The organism is uncultured Prevotella sp. (genome assembly GCF_946407605.1).
GTDB lineage: Bacteria > Bacteroidota > Bacteroidia > Bacteroidales > Bacteroidaceae > Prevotella.
In genome coordinates this window covers 194,126-213,419 of record NZ_CAMJOS010000002.1, presented here as the reverse complement: position 1 = coordinate 213,419, position 19,294 = coordinate 194,126, and the positions used below count along the sequence as shown (strand labels likewise).

General features: G+C 50.6%; 14 protein-coding genes. All 14 read left to right on the top strand.

Going from position 1 to position 19,294, the window contains the following annotated elements; translation table 11 throughout:
• The first annotated feature begins 30 nt into the window (after window positions 1-30).
• The 14 genes from Q0R57_RS01805 to Q0R57_RS01740 all read left to right on the top strand — a co-directional run bounded on the left by Q0R57_RS01805 (window position 31) and on the right by Q0R57_RS01740 (window position 19,251).
• On the top strand, window positions 31-1,671 hold the full coding sequence (locus tag Q0R57_RS01805) for a carbohydrate-binding domain-containing protein (protein ID WP_294743353.1): 1,641 nt from the start codon (window positions 31-33) through the stop codon (window positions 1,669-1,671).
• A 163-nt stretch (window positions 1,672-1,834) separates the two neighbouring features.
• Window positions 1,835-4,540 carry an outer membrane beta-barrel protein gene (locus Q0R57_RS01800; protein ID WP_294743351.1) on the top strand — a complete coding sequence of 902 codons (2,706 nt, stop codon included), beginning with the start codon at window positions 1,835-1,837 and terminating at the stop codon, window positions 4,538-4,540.
• A gap of 18 nt (window positions 4,541-4,558) precedes the next feature.
• Entirely contained in the window at window positions 4,559-6,580 is a 2,022-nt protein-coding gene (locus Q0R57_RS01795; RefSeq protein ID WP_294743349.1) for a hypothetical protein, read from the top strand.
• A gap of 23 nt (window positions 6,581-6,603) precedes the next feature.
• Window positions 6,604-7,410, top strand: a complete 807-nt coding sequence (locus Q0R57_RS01790; RefSeq protein WP_294743347.1) for a type II CAAX endopeptidase family protein — start codon at window positions 6,604-6,606, stop codon at window positions 7,408-7,410.
• 461 nt (window positions 7,411-7,871) lie between these two features.
• Window positions 7,872-9,143, top strand: coding sequence for a TlpA disulfide reductase family protein (locus tag Q0R57_RS01785; RefSeq protein ID WP_294743345.1), 1,272 nt, complete (start codon window positions 7,872-7,874; stop codon window positions 9,141-9,143).
• 6 nt (window positions 9,144-9,149) lie between these two features.
• Window positions 9,150-9,503 (top strand): hypothetical protein, encoded by a 354-nt coding sequence (locus tag Q0R57_RS01780; protein WP_294743343.1) that lies wholly within the window; start codon window positions 9,150-9,152, stop codon window positions 9,501-9,503.
• 61 nt (window positions 9,504-9,564) lie between these two features.
• Entirely contained in the window at window positions 9,565-10,824 is a 1,260-nt protein-coding gene (locus Q0R57_RS01775; protein ID WP_294743341.1) for a hypothetical protein, read from the top strand.
• Window positions 10,821-11,399: a sigma-70 family RNA polymerase sigma factor gene (locus tag Q0R57_RS01770; RefSeq protein ID WP_294743340.1), complete on the top strand. Its 579-nt coding sequence runs from the start codon at window positions 10,821-10,823 to the stop codon at window positions 11,397-11,399. The genes Q0R57_RS01775 and Q0R57_RS01770 overlap by 4 nt, the downstream gene beginning before the upstream one ends.
• On the top strand, window positions 11,383-11,814 hold the full coding sequence (locus Q0R57_RS01765) for a hypothetical protein (RefSeq protein ID WP_294743338.1): 432 nt from the start codon (window positions 11,383-11,385) through the stop codon (window positions 11,812-11,814). Before Q0R57_RS01770 ends, Q0R57_RS01765 begins: the two co-directional genes overlap by 17 nt.
• Before the next feature lie 117 nt (window positions 11,815-11,931).
• Window positions 11,932-12,624: an SIMPL domain-containing protein gene (locus Q0R57_RS01760; RefSeq protein WP_294743336.1), complete on the top strand. Its 693-nt coding sequence runs from the start codon at window positions 11,932-11,934 to the stop codon at window positions 12,622-12,624.
• 143 nt (window positions 12,625-12,767) lie between these two features.
• On the top strand, window positions 12,768-13,100 hold the full coding sequence (locus tag Q0R57_RS01755) for a PadR family transcriptional regulator (protein WP_294743335.1): 333 nt from the start codon (window positions 12,768-12,770) through the stop codon (window positions 13,098-13,100).
• A gap of 42 nt (window positions 13,101-13,142) precedes the next feature.
• On the top strand, window positions 13,143-14,957 hold the full coding sequence (locus tag Q0R57_RS01750; RefSeq protein WP_294743333.1) for a PspC domain-containing protein: 1,815 nt from the start codon (window positions 13,143-13,145) through the stop codon (window positions 14,955-14,957).
• Between the two features lie 28 nt (window positions 14,958-14,985).
• A complete protein-coding gene (locus tag Q0R57_RS01745) occupies window positions 14,986-16,842 on the top strand; it encodes a TlpA disulfide reductase family protein (RefSeq protein WP_294743331.1) in 1,857 nt (618 codons plus the stop codon).
• 21 nt (window positions 16,843-16,863) lie between these two features.
• Window positions 16,864-19,251, top strand: a complete 2,388-nt coding sequence (locus Q0R57_RS01740) for a TlpA disulfide reductase family protein (protein WP_294743329.1) — start codon at window positions 16,864-16,866, stop codon at window positions 19,249-19,251.
• The last annotated feature ends 43 nt before the right edge of the window (window positions 19,252-19,294 follow it).

Below are 19,294 nucleotides of genomic sequence, written 5' to 3'. Positions count from 1 at the left end.
GTCCAATCTGCAAGTAACTCAAAAGACGATATGAAAAAAATGCTTTTATTGGCACTGCCTTTACTGATGAGCAGTGTGTGTCATGCTGAGGATATTACCATCCGTTACAACGGCACCTCGGCAAAAGTGGAACAATCATTGAAAGACAGCGTGAAAGTTACCGTGAAAGGCGCCAACGTCAACATCGAGAGCCTTTATCAAGACCATAAGCTCACCCTGCTATTGAAGGGCAAGAGCGATAATGGACAACTCACCCTGAAGACTGCCGGCAAGGCCAAGGTAACGCTCCAAGGACTGAATCTTACCAGTCAGGAAGGAGCACCGCTCGACCTGAAGAATAAGAAGAAGGTGGAGGTGGTGGCTGTCAAAGGTACGGAAAACACGCTTTCCATCACAGCCTGCAACGATACCGTCAACCACAAGGCGGCTGTTATCTGGGCCAAAGACAAGCTGCTGCTTTCTGGTAAGGGAACACTCAACATCATTGCTACTGGCGATGGCTGTAGAGGTATCAAGACCAAGAAGGACATCACGATCGAAGACCTCACGCTCAATGTGACCACCTCTGGTGATAACCTGGGAGAAAAGCCTTTCGGCTTTGGTGATTTCGGTGGATTTGGTAATGACAGCACGATGTTTGGAGGCTTCCCTGGTGGTATGCCTAATTTTGGTGGTGGCATCCCTGGCTTCGGCAATGATAGCACCATGCGTGCTAATTTTGGCGGTGGAATGCCGAATTTCCCCGATGGAATGCCGAATTTTGGCGGTGGAATGCCTAACTTTGGCGGAGGTTTCCCTGGTTTCGGCAATGATAGCACCATGCGTGGTGGTTTCCCCGGTGGAATGCCGAATTTTGGCGGTGAAATGCCGAATTTTGGCGGAGGCTTCCCTGATTTTGGAAACAGAGAAGAGAATGGTGAAGACGACGAAGATGGCGAAGGCGGTGGCATGGGCTTTGGCGGCAAGCACAAATATATTGCTTCAACCAAAGGCATCGCCTCGAAGGGCAAGATTACTATCAACAGCGGCAATGTCACCGTACGTACCACTACCGCAGGTGCCGAGGGCATCGAGGGTAAGAACGGTATCGTGTTCAATGGCGGCAATGTAGATGTGATGACTACCGACGATGCCATCAACGCCAATGCCTGTATTGAGTTCAATGGTGCACACGTCATAGCTCGCAGCAGGGGCAACGATGCCGTGGACTCTAATCCCAAGAACGGATTCTTCATGCCTTTTGGCAACAATAATACCTCTCAAGACGATGCAGACCCTGCTATCATCGTTCGCGGTGGCACCGTCTATGCCTGGAGTCAGGTAGGTTCGCCTGAAGAGGGTATGGACTGCGACTTTGCCCCACTCGTGGTTGAGGGCGGCACCATCTTCTCCGTTGGCGGCGGCATGGGTGAGATGCCTTCTGTGCCCTCCAACGCGCACGCCAAGCAGCCCACCGTCCTGCTCATCGGTCTCGATGTTGTGAAGAACGAACCTATCTCTATCTACGAAGGCAACAAGCTGCTCGACACCGTCACCATACCCTTCTCCTTGAAGCGCAGCGCCAGTCTCGTCACTAACGCCGCCTTCAAGCTGGGCAACACCTACACGGTGAAGACAAAGGGTTACGAAAAGACCTTTACCCTTAACGAGAATTTCACAGCCGTACGATAATGACCATACGAAAGAATGAAGAGCACACGGAGATTTTCGTGTGCTTTTTTTGTTTCTGTGGTTAAAAGAATACAAATATGAGGTTAATGAATGTATAAATTTGCTGACATTCGAAAGAAACAGGTATCTTTGTGGCCGCAATCATCAATGATTAAAAACACTCATGAAGAAAACCATCCTTAACGCTTTTCTCATTCTCGTTGCGCTGCTTTTTGGCAATGTAACGGCACAAGCCGACGTCGTCAAAGGTCGTGTGGTAGATGCCGAGACCAAGGAGCCGCTGCCCGAGGCACAGGTAACATTCGAGACACTCGACTATGGCTGGATATGGGCCTATTTTAAAACAGACTCGCTGGGCTGCTTTTCCATAAATGCAGAAGGTCGCAACACAGTAACAGCCGCGATGTTAGGCTATTACTCCAAGAAGAAAACATTCCTCGCCTTCAGCGATAGTAGGAAAGACACACTCGACCTGGGTGATATCGAACTGACCATGTCGCCACAGATGCTGAAGATGGTAGAGGTGAAGGGCCGCGCCCGTCGCTTCACAGTCAAGGGCGACACCATCGTCTTCCATCCCGAGGCATTCCACCTGCAAGAAGGAGCCCGCCTTGACGAGCTCATCCGCCAGTTGCCAGGCGTGCAGGTTGACGAAAACGGCACGCTCTCATGGAACGGCAAGCCCATCCGCATCACCATGGGTGGCCAGAGTCTCCTGGGGGGCGATGATATCGTGGGGCAGTTGCCTGCTGAAGCTGTGCAGGACATCAAGGCCTATAACAAGCAGTCTACATTCAGCGAGCGCACGGGCAAGGATGACGGCACAGAGGATATGGTGCTCGATCTCACCATCAAGCCCGGCTTCCTGGATCGCTGGTATGGCGACGTGACGGCCAGCGCGCAGAGCCCTCAGCACTATGAAGGCTTGCTGGTGATGAACCGCCTGTCGATGACCGACCCCGTCTTGGTCTTTGCCGATGTCAACAACACAGGAGCGAGTCATGAGCGCAACATGCGCGACTGGACCATCTTTAGTGGCGGCAGGGGCTACGGTATCGAGCAGGGTCTTTCCACTGGCTATCAGCACAACATGCCCAAGAAGATGGGCACCCACGACCTGGAGAACTCTTACGATGTCACTGGCGGTTTGATTCACCATGATGATTGGAAGACCAGCAACCAGATTACGGAGAACTACTTCCCCAATACCGCTGCCACCCGTTCCACCTCCGAGAACTATCAGCGCAGCCATTCCCTCGCGCCAAGACTCAAATTCGAGGTGGATTGGAGCCCCGACACTCTCAACACCTTCTATCTGACTGCAGGTGTGAATTATTCCAAGACACGCTCACACAGCCGTCAGACCGTCGAGGAAGAGGAGATGCAGGCTGGCACCTCCGTCTATGCGCCAACGCTGTCGCAACTCACCTCCCAGCACGATGAAGGACACCGTACCAGCCTCTGGTCTCGCAGTGGATGGGAACATTTTGTCAAGGACGGCTCCTTTGGCATCAACTACTACATCAGATACCAGGAGAATAAGACTGAGAGCTGGACCACGCGCACCATCACCTCACATACCGCATCTATCAGCTCCTCGCAACTAAACCAGTCTCACACCTCGCCCTCAAATACGTTCCAAACCTTCGGCGAGGTCTTCTTCAACCGCTGGCTCACTAAGAATTGGCGCGTGAAAGCATCCTACAGGCTGGATTACACCCGCGACCGTAGCGACTGCGACTTCCTGACAGACGGCTTGGTTGACGACGCCAACAGCTATCAGGACCATCACACCACCCTGATTCACGACTTTAACATCAGTCAGACCATCAATCTCGCCCCCTTCCAGCTGCTGCCCAACGTCTCAGCCCGATGGATGCGCGAGAGTCAGGACTACCAGCGGGGACAGCTCGATACGGCTGCCGTGCGTCATAGCTTCCAGATAGACCCCTCATTGCGTGCTAACTGGAAAATCACCAAGACTATCGGCTTCGAAGTGAACTATAGCTTCAAGACCAAAAAGCCCACCTTGCTCAACACGCTGGCCTATCGCGACCTCACCAACCCGCTCTTCATCGTAGAAGGCAACCCCCAGCTGAAGGACACCCACACCCACGAGGCCTCGCTGTCATATAAGATGGTATTGTCAAAGAGTCAGACCTCGTTCAACCTCACCATGAGCTATCGCTCTTCTGACCGCGAGAACATCAGCGCCCTTACCTACAACCCCATTACTGCTGTCTATGTCAGCCGTACAGAGAATGTGAAGGGCGGCCAGGCATGGACGTTCCGTCTGAACCTTGACCAGGCTTTGGGCGATTACTTCCGTCTGCAAAATGATCTGAACATCAGCACCGAGCAGCGCTATGGCTACCTGACCCTGCTGTCCACGCAAACGGAGCGTACCCTCAACCAGCAAAGCAGCTTCCATCCAAAAGACAAGATCACCCTCTCATTCGACCACACCTGGCTGAAGACCTCTGTCTTTGCCGAGATTGACGCCAATCGCCAGCGTTACGATGCCTCACCCGAGCAGAACACCACGCTGTGGAACAACAGATTTGGGCTCAAGGGCGAGGTCACAGTAGGCAACTTTGTCTTCAACACCGACCTCACGGAGAGCACCCGCCGAGGCTACAACGTGCAGTCGATGAACAAGAACCTCCTTTTGTGGAATGGCTCTGTGACTTGGAAGATTCTCAAGAACAAAGCCAAACTGGGCTTGGAGTTCGAGGATATCCTCAACAACGAGGACAGCTTCCGTGCCGACCAGACCGCCTACCAGAAGACCACCTCGTGGAGCGACTTCCGCCATCACTACGTCGGCATCAGCTTCACCTATCACCTTGATGCCAAGAAAAAGGACTAATATACAGTAAATATCATCATGAAACTAAAAACCATCATCACCATCCTGCTCGTCCTCGTTGCAATGACGGGGCTGGCAAATACTTACAAAACCATCAAGAGCCCCGTGGCAATGGCCTGCGTAAATGTGTCGGATGGTGAGTTGAAAGTCCGTGAGGTCATCATGCGTGACACGGCGACGACCGTACATTTCACGATGGAATACGAGAAAGGACATCACTTCCGCTTCGTCAAGGAGAGTTACCTCATGGACGAGGACGGCCACCACTATCCGTTGCGCTCAGCCGAGGGAATCGCCCTCGACGTATGGGTGCAGTCGCCTGAAAGCGGCGTGACCAACTTCACGATGCACTTCAAGCCATTGCCGAAAAAGGTGCAGGTGTTTGACTTCATCGAGGGCGACGGAGCTGGTGCATTCATGCTGCTTGGCATCCACGACGGTCATGTCAAACTGAATACCCCTACGATGCAACAACTCTCTGCTGCCAATCCATTCACACTACCAGACTATTGGTTCAACACTGCCGCCATCACCATTCGCGGACGTATCGAGGGGTATGATGCAGAACGCTTCGGATTCAAATCGTTGGAAGGTTTTGTTGGCGATGTTTTTGCGAAGGAGAATGGCATGATGGTCATCGACATCGCCCCAGACGGCTCGTTCGAAAAACAGTTCATGGCCAGCTATCCCGTCAGCACTAAGCTCTACGCCAAGGAGACGAAGGTTGATTTTGACGAGATACCCTTCTTTGCGCTTCCTGGTGAGACTATCGACATCACAGTACGGAGAAACGCTGAAGGCTGCCATGAGTGCGTCTATCATAATGGAAGTAGCCACGAGGTAGAGCGATGGCTGAAATCGAAATTAATGACGGGCAACCTGAGTAATCAGCTGGCATTGTTTCAAGGCTCCTTCAGCGATGCCGCGATGCTGGCTGAGGAGGTGTGGCAGAATATGCTTTATCGCATCGGCATGGTGAGTCATCGCGACCATTTCACACCGATGGAGGTGCAGCTGGCACTCTCCGACGCACAGGTCTATCTGGCTAATGCCTTCTTAGATTATGCCATGACGATGAAATACTACGTCAGAAAACAGGTTGACGGCGTGTATTATGACGAGATTGTTGACAGCGTCAACTGGAAAGCGCTCAATGACGTTAATAGTTACGCGCCTTTGCACCGCGTCGATTTCAATAATCCTTTGATGATGTCAAACAGCCATTTGTATTCCCTTGTCAACCGCATCCAGTATGCATCACCCGCCACGCGAGCCTATTTCAGCGCCGCAGGTCAACAGCGGTTGGATGATTACTATGCGGTTTTGCGCAAAATGCTCGGCAGCAAGGACAACACTCTCATGGCCCAACTCTGTTTGTACCAACAGATGCTGACGGAGTTCCGTAGTTGGCGGACGGAGAAAGAACGTACCATAGAGGCATTGAAGAACTCGCCTAATTTGCCTGACTCGCTAAGACAAAGCGTATTGAACAACATCCCTACCGTAGAGTCGAAATATAAGATGTTCAGCAACACGTTTACGCATCCCTACGTCAAAACCAAGGCCGATGAATTCTACTCTCAGGAAATGGGGCAGACGGAATGGGCAACGCCCCTGCCCGATGCGCCGATGGCCGACCTCATCCGCTCGCTCTCAGCCAAATATCCAGGACGCTATCTCATGTTAGACTTCTGGGGCATGAGCTGCGCCCCCTGTCGTTCTGCCATCCAGGAGAGTAAGGAACTACGTGCCGAGATAGCCAAGCGCGATGATGTGAAACTTGTCTTTATTGCTGGCGAGCGCACCCTCGAGGGTAGCGATGCCTATAAGAAGTACGTGGCCGAGTGGTTAGCCGACGAAGAGACCGTCTGCGTCACCAACGACGACTTCACCCGCCTGCAAGAACTCTTCCACTTTTCTGGCATCCCTCACTACGAAACCATCACGCCCGACTGCCGCCGTGTCCGCGATGACCTGCGACTTCAGGGCTTCTGGAACTTCGACAATGAACTGAAAAAGCTAATAGAAAGGCTGAAATAACAAAAAATAAGACTGAAAAACTCATGAAGAAACAGTTTTGGATCATGGTGAAGCAGTTTCTGCTCTACCTCTTACTTGACCAGGGAGTCGCTGTGATATTGATGATTCCGTTAGTGATTTATGGCGCAATACAAGGCTATAAGGGAGAGGCGATGCAGGATCTTCTGACTACGTCAAGCGGTGCCTTATGTATAATGATAATGTGCAGCATCTTGACGATAACGGTATTCCTGAAGAAACGATATGTCAGGCTGAGGCCAGGACGCATAGCCCGCACAGACTGGACTAGGGCAGCAGGCTATGCCGTGCTGATAGCATGGGGCTGGATGTTTACCGAGGCGGCTCTCTTGCAAATCGTCGATGTTGACTCACTCTTCCCGCAAGAGGAAGAACATTTCGAGTCGATGTTGAAATTATTTGCTAATCCCCTGGGTCTTATCGCAGGAGGCATACTGGCACCTATCGTCGAGGAGATGGTCTTTCGAGGCGTATTGGTGGGCGGCCTGCTCCGTATGCGACAAAAACCTTGGGTGGCTATCGTACTGCCAGCCCTTGTCTTTGCCCTTTTCCATGGCACCTTTACCCAGATTGTTGGCACCACCATCTTCGGCATCATCTGTGGTTGGCTCTATTGGCACACAAAGAGTCTCCTGCCAGGTATCCTCGTCCATATCGTCAACAACACTACGGCATTCGGTATAGCAGTATTCAGCGACGATCCTAACGCCGATATTCCCATGATTTACTGCCTGCTGTTTCTCGTCATATGCCCACCCCTGCTGGCAATCGGCTTAAGGTGGTATAACAAAAACGCACCAACTCAGCAATGAGTTGGTGCATTTTACTTTTTACCTTTACATGCATCCCATGCAAGAAGTCGTCTCCAGCGCGTGTTTAATGTATTTCGCTGACGCATTTTGATTGAAAAATCCGCCTCCCCCGTGGGCGCGTAAATTTTTTCTCGTGGGCGCGTAAATTTCCTCTCTCAAATGCATCGCAAAAGTACTACATTGGTATTGAGTCTGTGACAAATCGTGGTCAAAGTGGTCATGGTCAAAATGGTCAAAATTGATTTCGGGAACGCGGTCATTGCTCACTATATATAAATAATTTATTTATATTATAGTGGCGGTTTTGACAGTCTGTTTTCGATTTTGACAAATGACCAAATGACCAAATGACCGCGCCACACACACTGATTGTATAAAAAAGTTAAAGATATTTCAAAATAAAATGAACGATTTCCCGTTTCAAGTGTATGCTATTATTAAATAACCCTCTAAAGAACAGAATGAAAATTGAAACCATTACCACCATCCTGCTTGCCCTCGTCACAATGACAGGACAGGCTCAAATCAAATGTCATGTTGTTGGGACTGTTGCTGATGGTGTGGAGCGCCAGACATTCTACATAGCGCAGCAAAGCACTGCAGACTATAATAATAAGGAATGGATGGAGGTAAACGTTAAGGATGGATGTTTCGCCCTCGACATTGAAGCCGACAAGACGGAGATGTACGAAATCATAGAAGACCATTTCCAAGGCGGGCACTTCGCCCTCTTTCTTCTGGAGAACGACACGGTACGTATCGATATCACACCCGATGACGATGGTGCACGTCTGGAGGTAGTTGCTGGAGGACCTGAGCAGGAGAAGTGGCTGAAGATGCAACGTATGTCCAAAGACATCTTCTTTCAAGAGGCAGAGGCGTTAGATCACAAACTAGACTCCATGTATGATAATGACCTCCTCTATTCCGAGGCATATAATCGCTTGATGGAGGAGCGCAAAACGTATGACCGTGCTAATCCCGACCACGTTCATGCCCTTGAAGTGATCTACGCACGAAGAGACTCTATGCTGCACGATAAAAGTGCCTACTCGCCAGAGGGTCGTAAATTGGTGCAAGCAAACGACTCACTTCATGCACAGGTTGACGCCTGGATAAAAGCTTACAAAGCCGGCCATCCGATGCTCTACGGGTTGCTTAACTTGGAGACAAGTATGCGATATACATACGATGACATAAACGAGGCGCAGCCTTATCTAGACGAATACCATCAGCTATATGAGCACCTTTTCCCAGAGCATCCTGCTCACCGCCGCATCGCATTAAAAGAACGTGGACTTCGCCTGCAGCCAGGACAGCCATACTTTGACGATTACGAAGCCGCAACTGTCGATGGAGAGACCGTCAGCGTCGGCTCTCTCTATCGTGGACAAGTAGCCATCATCATTATGTGGGGCTCATGGTGTGGTCCATGTCGCGCCCATGCCAAGGCACTCATCCCCATCTATGAAAAATACCATGATGCTGGACTTACCGTTGTTGCCATTGCCCGCGAGTGGAACATGGACTCCTTCCACAGTGCCATTGAGCGTGATAAATACCCGTGGCCCAGCCTTGTGGACTACGAAGACAAATACAGTGTGTGGGAGAAGCATGCTAACAAGGGCGGATCTGGCAAGATTCTGCTCATCGACCGCGATGGCACTATCCTCTCAACCTCCAGCGATGCTCAAGAGTTAGAACCAATAATCAAAAAAGCACTAAACATATAATAAAACATGAACAAGCAAACCATTACCACCATTTTGCTTGCCTTCGTCACAATGACTGGGCAGGCACAAAGTCAACAACAGGAAGAACAGAACCAGGATACGACCATCAACAACGAGATGAACGCTATACTGACAGAATCAAAGCAGAACACCAGCAATCCTACACTTTTCCGTCAGAACATCTACAAAATTGTCAATGGCATTATAGAAAAGCATCCCAATCATATCGCATCATCGTTCCTTATCGATTGGTGCAAAAGCAGCTTTACACCCACTCAAGCCCTTGGACTGCATGGAGAAGCCATTGAAAAGAAACTGGCAGAACTTTTTGAACCATTTGATGAAAAAAATTCAAAATAAAATGAACGATTTTGCGTTTCATGTGTATGCTGTCATGAAATAACCCCAAAACAAGAACAGTATGAAACGGAAAATGATGACACTTCTGGCAGCCGTCACGATGATGACAGGAGCCAGCGCACAGGAAACGGAACGTATAGACAGGAACGAGATTCTGCCCCTATACAGTAACGTGGAGAAGACTGACAGTCTGTATAACTTCTGGAACACCTACGTACAGGTGCACCCCAAGGACGAGGTGGCTTGGCGTAACCTCTTCGACGTGTCGGAGAGAAAGATATTCAATATGGTGTCGGCTACCAAGGACTGGAATGGCGGCGAGCAGCTGCGCAAGCAGTTGAACGTGGTGGGACGTATGGAGAAAGCCATACCCGGTACCTACACCTTTTATTATAGTGCCTACGAGGGCTGCTATCTGCCAGAGGAAGAAGAGAAGCTCTATAAGGAGCATGACATGTTGACGCTGTATGCGCACTACGATGAATATGCCGACTCTGCCATCGCCACACTGCCCGTCAAGGCCTTGGCCGCTGACTACGAGCGCTGGATACAATACCTCATCCCGAAGTGTGACACCGTGAGGATCAACAGCCTCTTGAAACGTTTATACGAGAGCGGACAGTATCCGGAGGAGACATTGCAATACCACTTCAACGAGCTGCAGGGCATGGACGAAGGTGCCGTCTATTGTGGGGCCCACGAGGGCGACATCATCGGCAAGCTGATACTGCAACGGGTGTTGGGCGTGCATCAGGACAAGATTCTCTATGACGAGAATGCTGCTATGAATCCCGAGTATCTGAAGGTTGTGTTTAAGCACATCGGCATTCCCTTCGACATGGCATGGTTTGAGGAGGGTCTCTACGACCAGGTGGCGAAACAGCGGTCTATCATGAGCTATATCTTCGAACACTCGAAGCGACCCGTCTATCTGTCGGCCCATAATATGAAGCAATATGTGTTAGGACTGGGACTGAAGGACGAGGATAAGGCCCGACTATACAACGAGGGACTGACCATGCGCTACTCCGCCAAGCCCTACGACAATATGGCTGTGAAGCGCCGCAACATAGAAAAGCGCTACCGATTGGAGTACCTGCGCATGCCGTTCCACCCTGAGATAAAGGACACACAGCTCTTCTCGTTCAGTGCCGACGCCTACGCCATGAACTACATACGACTGCTGCACGACCAGCTGCCCTACTACAAGCAGCATAACAAGGAGCGCTATCAGTGGCTACGCGACATCTTTACCGACATCATAGAGCGGTTGGAGAAGGAAAACTTCGATGTGGATGAATTCAAAGGCTATCTGAAATGAGCATCTTTCATCTGAAACCCCTGCGCCAGCAGACTGACGAGCAACTGATGACGCGTGCTGCGGCAGGCAGCGATACAGCTTTCGAAGAGCTGTATCGCCGCTATGCCCGTCGACTCAAGGGCTTCTTCTTCATGCAGTTGGGCGGTGACGAGGAGTTGGCTGCCGATGCCACGCACGACGTCTTTCTCAGAGCCTACGAGGCCCGCGACCGCTATCAGGAAGGTCGCAGGGTGGATACGTGGCTCTTCACCATCGCCTATAACATCTGTCGTAATCACTATCGCAGCAATGCCTACGAGGCACAGCTGATGGCCTCGCTGGATGCCGAGCCCGTGACAGACCAGCAGATAGAGGTGGAACTCGATGCTGCCCTGCTCGACGAGGCGCTCGCACAAGTGCTCTCAGAGCTGCCTGCCCCCCTGCACCAGCTGTTCTCTCTCCACTATCAGGAGGAACTCACCATCCCGCAGATTGCCGAGATCGTCGGCATTGCTGAGGGAACGGTCAAGTCGCGACTTCATAAGACAATGAACATGATCCGTAATAAACTCAAGAATTATGCAAATAACAAATGAACAGATTATACAGTCGGCCCGCCGTCAGCGTCAGGCCGTAGATAGTCGCATGGTCGTAGAGCCCTGGAAGCCTCGCCATCGCAAACCTTATGGTCTCGCCGCTGTCATAGCCATTGCTGCCAGCCTAGTCAGCTTCATTGCCGGCTATGCCATTCACGCCAACCTTCAACCTTCTGACGTACAACAGCCGTTGGCACAGGTCGTCGAGGTACAGCACGACACCATTATGCAACAGGAGATAGTCCGCGATACCATCTATCAGACGCGCACCGTGACAAGATATGTGGATAGGCAGATAGCGCAGGCAGATACGCAGTCTGCAGAAGTGGAAACACCATCAGCAACGTCATCGCACCAGATGGCCTGCTCCATGCTCTGTGACGATATCCCCTACGACCTGCTGGCCCAGCCCTAACCCTCGTCGATAAAAGTGAGAATAGGGAAAAGCCTATGCAATTTAGGGAATTTTTTCATCGTAGTTATGGAAAAATGGTTACCTTTGCAGGCGGAAACTTTTTAAAATTAAAAGCATATGAAAGATAATCGTTTATTAGCAGCAGCATTGATTGCAATCGGAATCATGTTTCTGGGATGGTACATCAAGGGTGGTATTGACAACTTTGCCAATAAAGACCGCCACGTAACCGTGAAAGGACTGGCAGAGCGCGAGGTGCCTGCCGACAAGGTGACATGGAGCATCAGCACCAAGGTGACTGGTAACGACCTGCCTATGCTCTATGAGGGCCTCAACCTTCAGACGGACAAAATCAAGAAGTTCTTGAAGCAGAACGGACTCGACGAGAAGGAGATCACCGTCAATCCGCCATCAATCAGCGACCTTGAGGCACGTGAATGGGGCGAGAACAACAAGAACTTCCGTTACATCATCTCAACCACCATCACCGTAGCCACCAACAAGGTGGAACAGGTGAACAAGGCCATCTTCCGTCAGGGCGAGCTGTTGAAGCAGGGCGTGGCCATTGAAAACAGCTATGCCAACTACGAGTATGCCTCGTTCCAGCAGATGAAGCCAGAGATGATGGCTGAGGCTATTAAGAACGCACAGAAGACTGCCGAGCAGTTTGCCGAGGCCAGCAATGCCAGTCTTGGAGAGATTCAGACCGCTGGTCAGGGACAGTTCGAGATTGACGATCGCGACCAGAACACACCTTATATCAAGAAGCTGCGCGTGGTGACCACCATCACCTATTCTTTGAGAAATTAAGCTTAATAAAAGTAAGGTACGCGAAGGGTAATGCCCCGAAGCGTTAAAGATATATAATTCTTGGCGAAAACTTGGTACTTTGTATTGCAAGGTACCAAGTTTTTGCATATCTTTGCCCCCAGAAAACCAAAAACTGGGTAAAAATGAACATTGAAAATGCAAAGTCACAAATGAGGAAGGGCATGCTGGAGTATTGCGTCCTGCTGCTCCTGAAGCATCGTCCTTCTTATGCCAGCGACATTATTCAGCAGCTGAAGAATGCCGAGTTGCTCGTGGTAGAGGGAACGCTCTATCCATTGTTGACCCGATTGAAAAACGATGGACTGCTCGTTTACCAATGGCAGGAGTCCACACAGGGTCCTCCACGTAAGTACTATGCCCTGAGCGAAGAGGGCTCACGTTTCCTCGAAGGTATCGACGGTGCCTGGACGGAACTTGCTAATACCGTCAACTATCTCAAGAACTTGGAAAATTAAACATTAAGCATTAAACATTAAAACATTCAAAGCTGACTTAGTATGAAAAAGAATATCACCATTAACCTCTGTGGACGTCTGTTCCAGATTGATGAGGATGCCTACGAGATGCTGCAACACTATACGGAGTCGCTTCGTGCCTCGTTTGGTAAGGAAGAGGGTGGCGAAGAGATTGCCGACGACATTGAAGAGCGCATTGCCGAGCTGTTCGATGAACTGAAAGGCAATGGCGTGGAGGCCATCACCATAGACCACGTGAAGGATATTATCACTCGCATCGGTAAGCCCGAACAGCTGACTGGTGAGGATGATGAAGAGGAAAGTGGCGCTCGGCCGAAGGACGCTTGCTACCAGAGGGACGCAAGAAAGAGGAATGTGGAAAGTGGAAAGAAGAGAGAGGAAAGTGGTCACCGCTATGACTCGTTCCAAAGTGCTGCCAACGGATTCAGCGAACAGATGAAAGCCAGGGTGGCAGGCAAGAAACTATATCGTAACCCCTTCGATAAGATGTTGGCTGGCGTGCTTTCAGGCTTTGCCGCCTATACTGGCACCGATGCCATCTGGTGGCGAATAGGCTATGTTGTGCTGTTCCTGGCCTCTTTCAGCGTTATTGCCCCCATCCTTAAGTTGCTGCATATAGGCTTCTTCTTGATTCCTATCGAATTGATTCTCATTGTGCTCTATATCGTGCTGGCCATCGTGATTCCTGAGGCGAAGATGCCACAGCAGGTGTTGCAGATGAAAGGACAGGAGGTGACACCCCAGAGTCTGGCCGACGTGGTTATCGACAAGCAGCCGGTGCAGCAGCGCAGCACCCTGGGCACCGTCTTCTCTATCCTGTTGAAGATTCTGTTTGGCATCTTTGTCGCCATTGCCATCATCATCTGTTTCTTCCTCTGCATCTGCTTCCTGTTCTTGCTGATAGTCACCATCACCGCCTTGGTATTCCCCAATTCGGGCATCCTCTATGAGGTGGGTATGGAAGAGATCTATCACGACAACCCATGGGTGCTCGCCGCCTTCGGTGCCTCGTTGTTCGTGCTGCTGCTCATCCCCATCTATGCCATTATCCACATGGTGATGTCGCTGGCCGGGAAGGTCAAGCCCATGAGTATTGTGCAGCGCATTGTCTGGATTGCACTATGGCTGCTGGCCCTCTGTTGTCTGGTGCCGTGCAGCATTAAGATTGCCGACTGTCACAACAAGCATATACAGGAGCGTATAAAAAAGGATTATAACGAGAAATACACCACCTATCAGGGAGCTTTCATGGAGGTGTTCGACAGCGAATACCTCAAGGAGAACGGCTGGCAGTTGCTCACGCATGAGAACTGTAACAACAGCTACGTGCGTCGCGGCGAGCATTTGTCGGGCAACAGACGCAAGCGTTATCTCGATGCGTGGAACGAAGACTGCCTGCAGAGGTATCAGGTAGAGAAGAGCATCAGCGTTGAACCTGGTCAGTATCGTGTATCTTGCAATGCCCGTGCTGAAGGTCATGGGGTGTATATCTATGCCACAACGCCGTCGTCCACACAGCATCCCATCGCCCAGACCGAGATTCCCGCCTACGGCAACACAGGTGGCGAGATATGGGAAGCTGCCGGCGAAGCCCTGCAAAGCGATTCTTTGATGGATAATGTGACGCGTAAGCAACAGAGAGACATTCGTAACGCCAACAACGGTAAGGGCTATGGCTGGAGCAAGGTTGAGGTGATGATTGACATTGAGAAGCCCGAGATGCTCTGCTTTGGTCTGAGCACCGACCCCATGTTCACTGGTCATCCCCACGAGTCGGAGTGGTTCTCGGCCTGCGACTTCAAGGTGGAGCGTATAGAAAAGAAAGAATCAAAATAAGCACAATCATAAATCAAACAATAACAATATGAAAAAACTATTTTCAATTATGCTGTTTGTGGCCTTGGCTATGACAGCAGTAGCACAGAAACAGGTAGTATGGGAAAAGCCGTCGGTCTTTATGGGCAGGTATAACGACGAGTTTACAATCACGAAGGCAGAGCTGAAGCCCACGGAGACCGTGCTTCACATCATTGCCAACTACAACCCTGGCAGTTGGATTCGCTTCGACAAGAACTCGTACTTGCAGACGCCTGATGGCAAGAGATACGGCATCACGGGTGGCTTGAAAACCAACGATTCAGAGACCGACCTGCTGCTCGACTCGCTCTTCTGGATGCCTGAAAGCGGCATAGCCAATCTCGCACTTCACTTCAAGCCCGTACCCCTCGATACGAAGGAGATGGACTTCTCCGAAGGTGATTACGACGGCGCCTTCCGTTTCTGGAATATCTGCGACAGCAAGACCAAGCAGACGGTGGAACTTCCTGCTGAGTGGAAGAACGTAAAGTACGCCAAGGACGAGACCTTACCCGCTGCCAAGATCAATAAAGGCATCGCCACCATCAAGGTGAAGATGCTGGGCTACAAGAAGGGCATGAACATGGATTTCTATGTAGGTGGTTTCAGGCCATTAGGTTCTACAGAACGCTTCGACAAGTTGTTCCCCTTTGCCGACGACGGCACCGTTAGGATTGAGATTCCTTTGTGGCTGGCTCGTGAAGTGACTGTCGGCGTCTCAGGAATGGCATACCCCAGCATCATCATTGCTCCAGGACAAGAAACCGAAATCCTGATGAAGGTCACAAGCGACCATCGGCCATTCGTAGCCTTCAAGGGCTTTATGGCTAAGACCAACATGGATTTGGTAGAAGCTTACCACTCTTTCGAGCCATTTGCAGATGACGATAAGACCTACCTGAAGGTGAAGGACTGCAAAACGAAGGAAGAGCGTCTGCAATGTCTCACCAACATTTTCCAGCAGAATATTGCTGCCATCAAGAAGACAAAACTCACCACAGCAGCGAAAGACCTGTTTTGTATGGCTGCTGAAGAGCGGTTCGTTAGCTGGACGCGCGACTTTACTGCCCAGTTCAGTCCTTTCGGCGTGGACGAAAAGGGAGAGGTATATATGAGCTACGAGAATCTTGAAGAGAAGATGAGGAACAACTGGCAGTTGCTCATGCTTACTGACGAAGAGCGGGCCTACACCTGGAAGTATCTCAATGAGCCAGGGTCGCCTTGCAGCGACGCGTTCTGGCGGGCGGCTTTGTACACGTATAACAAGAAAGCCAAAGAGAAGAATGCCTACAATGTGGTTCTTCGCACAATACCACAAATAATTTCGAATGATAACATTGGAGAAGATCAAATCAACAGCATCGCCTTTGAGGACTGCAAGGCCGTAGTCCTTGATTATAAAGCAGAACAGAAGCGCATAGCAGAAAAACTGAATAACCAGCAGAGCGTGTATTACAAGAAGTTGGACGATGTAGCGCCTGAGAACATCCTACAAACCATCCTCGACAAGTATAAGGGCAAAGCTGTGCTCATCGACATCTGGGCTACGTGGTGCGGTCCCTGCAAGGCTGGTCATAAGGCGATGGCTCCTTGGAAGCAGGAGTTAAAGGGCAAGGATATCCAGTTCATCTATATCACTTCCCCCACCTCGCCCCTCGCCACTTGGCAGGAGATGATCAAAGATATCGATGGCGACCACTATTACCTCACAAGGGATCAGTACAACTATATCCTCAACAAATTCGAGTCGCAGGGCATCCCCACCTACGCTCTCTATGATGCGCAGGGAAAGCAGACCTTCAAGAACATCGGCTTCCCTGGTCTCGAACCTTTCAAGGCGGCAGTAGATAATGTGTTGAAGTAAGGGTAAAAAAGTAAAAAAGAAATGAAATCAACCATTATTACTATTCTGCTCGCTCTTGTCACAATGACGGGCTGGGCACAGAAGAACGAGAGAGTCTGGGACAACGTGGTCTTTGGCAATACCAATGTGGCTTGGAGCGAAGTCACGAAGGTGGGGCTCTACGCTGACCGTACGGAAGTGGGACTGCGTATCAAATATCGTCAGGGTTCATGGATAAGGATTGCCAAGAATACCTTTATAGAAGCCGATGGCAAGCAATATCCCATCAAGGATGCCACCGTGATAGGACTCGATAACCAATACACGCTGCCAACAGCCTCGTTTGACTTCACACTCATCTTTGAGCCTGTGCCACAGCATACAAAGACCTTAGACGTAATAGAGCCAGGTGGATGGGAATACCGGCATCTACGCAATGCCAATGACCTGCCTGAAGGTATCACCGACACTTACTGGCGCAGCGAGAATACGGGCGACTGGCTCGTTGGCTTCACGGCAAACCACGCCGTATATAATAATAAGGTGTGGGATATTGTCAGCCAGACAGAGAAGAAGGATGCTTATAGCCTCATGCTCGCAGGTGGACTGACCATCAAGGTTGACAAGCTGAAGAAAGGCAAGCGCAGCATCACTATCGGCAACGGGAAACCCGTTAGCTGCAGCCCCATCACCACAGCAGCCTTACCCGACTATCCCACGAAGGACTTGCGTACGGGCTTTGTTGATAATGATTACAACGCGAACGACAGCATCACCCTTATTGGATGGATGAAGGATATGCCCGAACGGGCTTGGAAGCAAAGCGGTGAGTTTGAGGTCAGTTTCGCTAATATCTTCACGGACGAGCAGCAAAAGTTCTATGCCAAGATGGACTCGCTGGGACGTTTCAGCCTTCGCATACCTCTTGTCAACACGTCGCAGGCATACCTCGACCTAAGACGCTCATCGGTGGGTACTATCCTGGAGCCAGGCAAGACCTATTTCTTCCTTAACGACTTCAACACAGGACAGAGACTCTTTATGGGCGACGATGCCCGCGTGCAGAACGAGCTGCTTGCCTATCCCGACGAGTGGAATTATGCACGTATTGAGGAGAGTCAGGACGCCATGCAGTTCAAGGCCCAGATGGACAGCATCTGCAATGCGATAAGGATAGAACTGGAGGAGCATATCGCCCTGCGCCCCAACCTATCGCAGCGCTATATTGACTTTGTCAAGGGCTGTTGCCTGACGGGTCAGGGAGAGTCGATGATGCAGGCTCGCTATGACTTGCAGAACCAGATGCCCAAGGAGTATATGGACTTTGTGACTACCGAGTTGTGGCAGAAAGCTCCCAAGCCCTACACCCTCTATCGGCCTTTCCCAACCTTCATGCGTGACTATATTGATTATATGTCGCAGGTCGACTATACTGTTCCTGCTGGAGGTTATACTTTGTATGTCAGCGACGGCCTTTTCTCTTCTGTACTCCGCAAGAACAGAGCCGAGGGCAAGGTCTCTATTACTGATGCAGAATTGGACTTGTTTGACCGCTATGCCACCAGCTATAAAGCTTTCTTAACCGCTCAGTTCAAGGCCCGTGTAGATGCAGGCGCTACGAATATTAATGATATCCTAAACATCGATAGTGTGGTGACGCAGCAGTTCCAGCAACAGGACTGGGTGCAGCAACGTAACGCCCTGTTGGAGCGCGAAGACGTAGCCAAGGTGCTGCAAGACGAGGCGCCCTTCTTCGAGATTTACAAGATTCTGAGAATGTTCGACACGACAGGGTCCGACGCAGTTCTGAAGGATATCGCACTGGCTCACCATTTCTACACTCAGATTGACCAGACGCGCAAGCCGCTTGCACCTGCTATGCTGTCTTTCTTCGAGCAACAAGTCCATCTGCCTGCAGCCCTTGCTTTGGTGAATACCGTCAACGACAAGTATGCCGCCCTCGAACGTTCTGACTTCGCTAACGCCGCAAGCCTGCGTCCGTCATCCGACGTTGAAGGTATGAGCGATGGTGAGAAGATCTTCCGCAAGATCATCGAGCCGTATAAGGGTCGTATCATCTATCTCGACATCTGGGGTACGTGGTGCAGCCCTTGCAAGCGCAATCTGAAGGAGTCGTGGAAGGTAAAGGAAGCCCTAAAAGACTATGACATCGTATATCTTTACCTTGCCAACCGCAGCAGCGACGAGTCGTGGAAGAATGTTATCAAAGAGTATAATCTTACTGGCGATAACTGTGTCCACTACAACCTGCCCGAGGACCAGCAGGCTGCCATTGAGAACTATGTCGGCGTCAATGGCTATCCTACCTACAAGCTGATAGACAAGGAAGGCAATATCCACGACCTGCACTGGCTCCACCACGAAGACATGAAGAGCTTCCTGGAAACCATTGACAAAATGAGTAAATAAAATAGGATACTTATCCGTACTGAAAACAAGGCTCGCTCACAAT

What these genes read in the sequence shown, in the direction of transcription:
- Q0R57_RS01740 (WP_294743329.1), top strand. Translation starts at nt 16,864, where the DNA reads ATGAAATCAACCATTATTACTATTCTGCTCGCTCTTGTCACAATGACG.
- Q0R57_RS01805 (WP_294743353.1), top strand. Translation starts at nt 31, where the DNA reads ATGAAAAAAATGCTTTTATTGGCACTGCCTTTACTGATGAGCAGTGTG.
- Q0R57_RS01800 (WP_294743351.1), top strand. Translation starts at nt 1,835, where the DNA reads ATGAAGAAAACCATCCTTAACGCTTTTCTCATTCTCGTTGCGCTGCTT.
- Q0R57_RS01765 (WP_294743338.1), top strand. Translation starts at nt 11,383, where the DNA reads ATGCAAATAACAAATGAACAGATTATACAGTCGGCCCGCCGTCAGCGT.
- Q0R57_RS01750 (WP_294743333.1), top strand. Translation starts at nt 13,143, where the DNA reads ATGAAAAAGAATATCACCATTAACCTCTGTGGACGTCTGTTCCAGATT.
- Q0R57_RS01745 (WP_294743331.1), top strand. Translation starts at nt 14,986, where the DNA reads ATGAAAAAACTATTTTCAATTATGCTGTTTGTGGCCTTGGCTATGACA.
- Q0R57_RS01785 (WP_294743345.1), top strand. Translation starts at nt 7,872, where the DNA reads ATGAAAATTGAAACCATTACCACCATCCTGCTTGCCCTCGTCACAATG.
- Q0R57_RS01770 (WP_294743340.1), top strand. Translation starts at nt 10,821, where the DNA reads ATGAGCATCTTTCATCTGAAACCCCTGCGCCAGCAGACTGACGAGCAA.
- Q0R57_RS01780 (WP_294743343.1), top strand. Translation starts at nt 9,150, where the DNA reads ATGAACAAGCAAACCATTACCACCATTTTGCTTGCCTTCGTCACAATG.
- Q0R57_RS01755 (WP_294743335.1), top strand. Translation starts at nt 12,768, where the DNA reads ATGAACATTGAAAATGCAAAGTCACAAATGAGGAAGGGCATGCTGGAG.
- Q0R57_RS01760 (WP_294743336.1), top strand. Translation starts at nt 11,932, where the DNA reads ATGAAAGATAATCGTTTATTAGCAGCAGCATTGATTGCAATCGGAATC.
- Q0R57_RS01795 (WP_294743349.1), top strand. Translation starts at nt 4,559, where the DNA reads ATGAAACTAAAAACCATCATCACCATCCTGCTCGTCCTCGTTGCAATG.
- Q0R57_RS01775 (WP_294743341.1), top strand. Translation starts at nt 9,565, where the DNA reads ATGAAACGGAAAATGATGACACTTCTGGCAGCCGTCACGATGATGACA.
- Q0R57_RS01790 (WP_294743347.1), top strand. Translation starts at nt 6,604, where the DNA reads ATGAAGAAACAGTTTTGGATCATGGTGAAGCAGTTTCTGCTCTACCTC.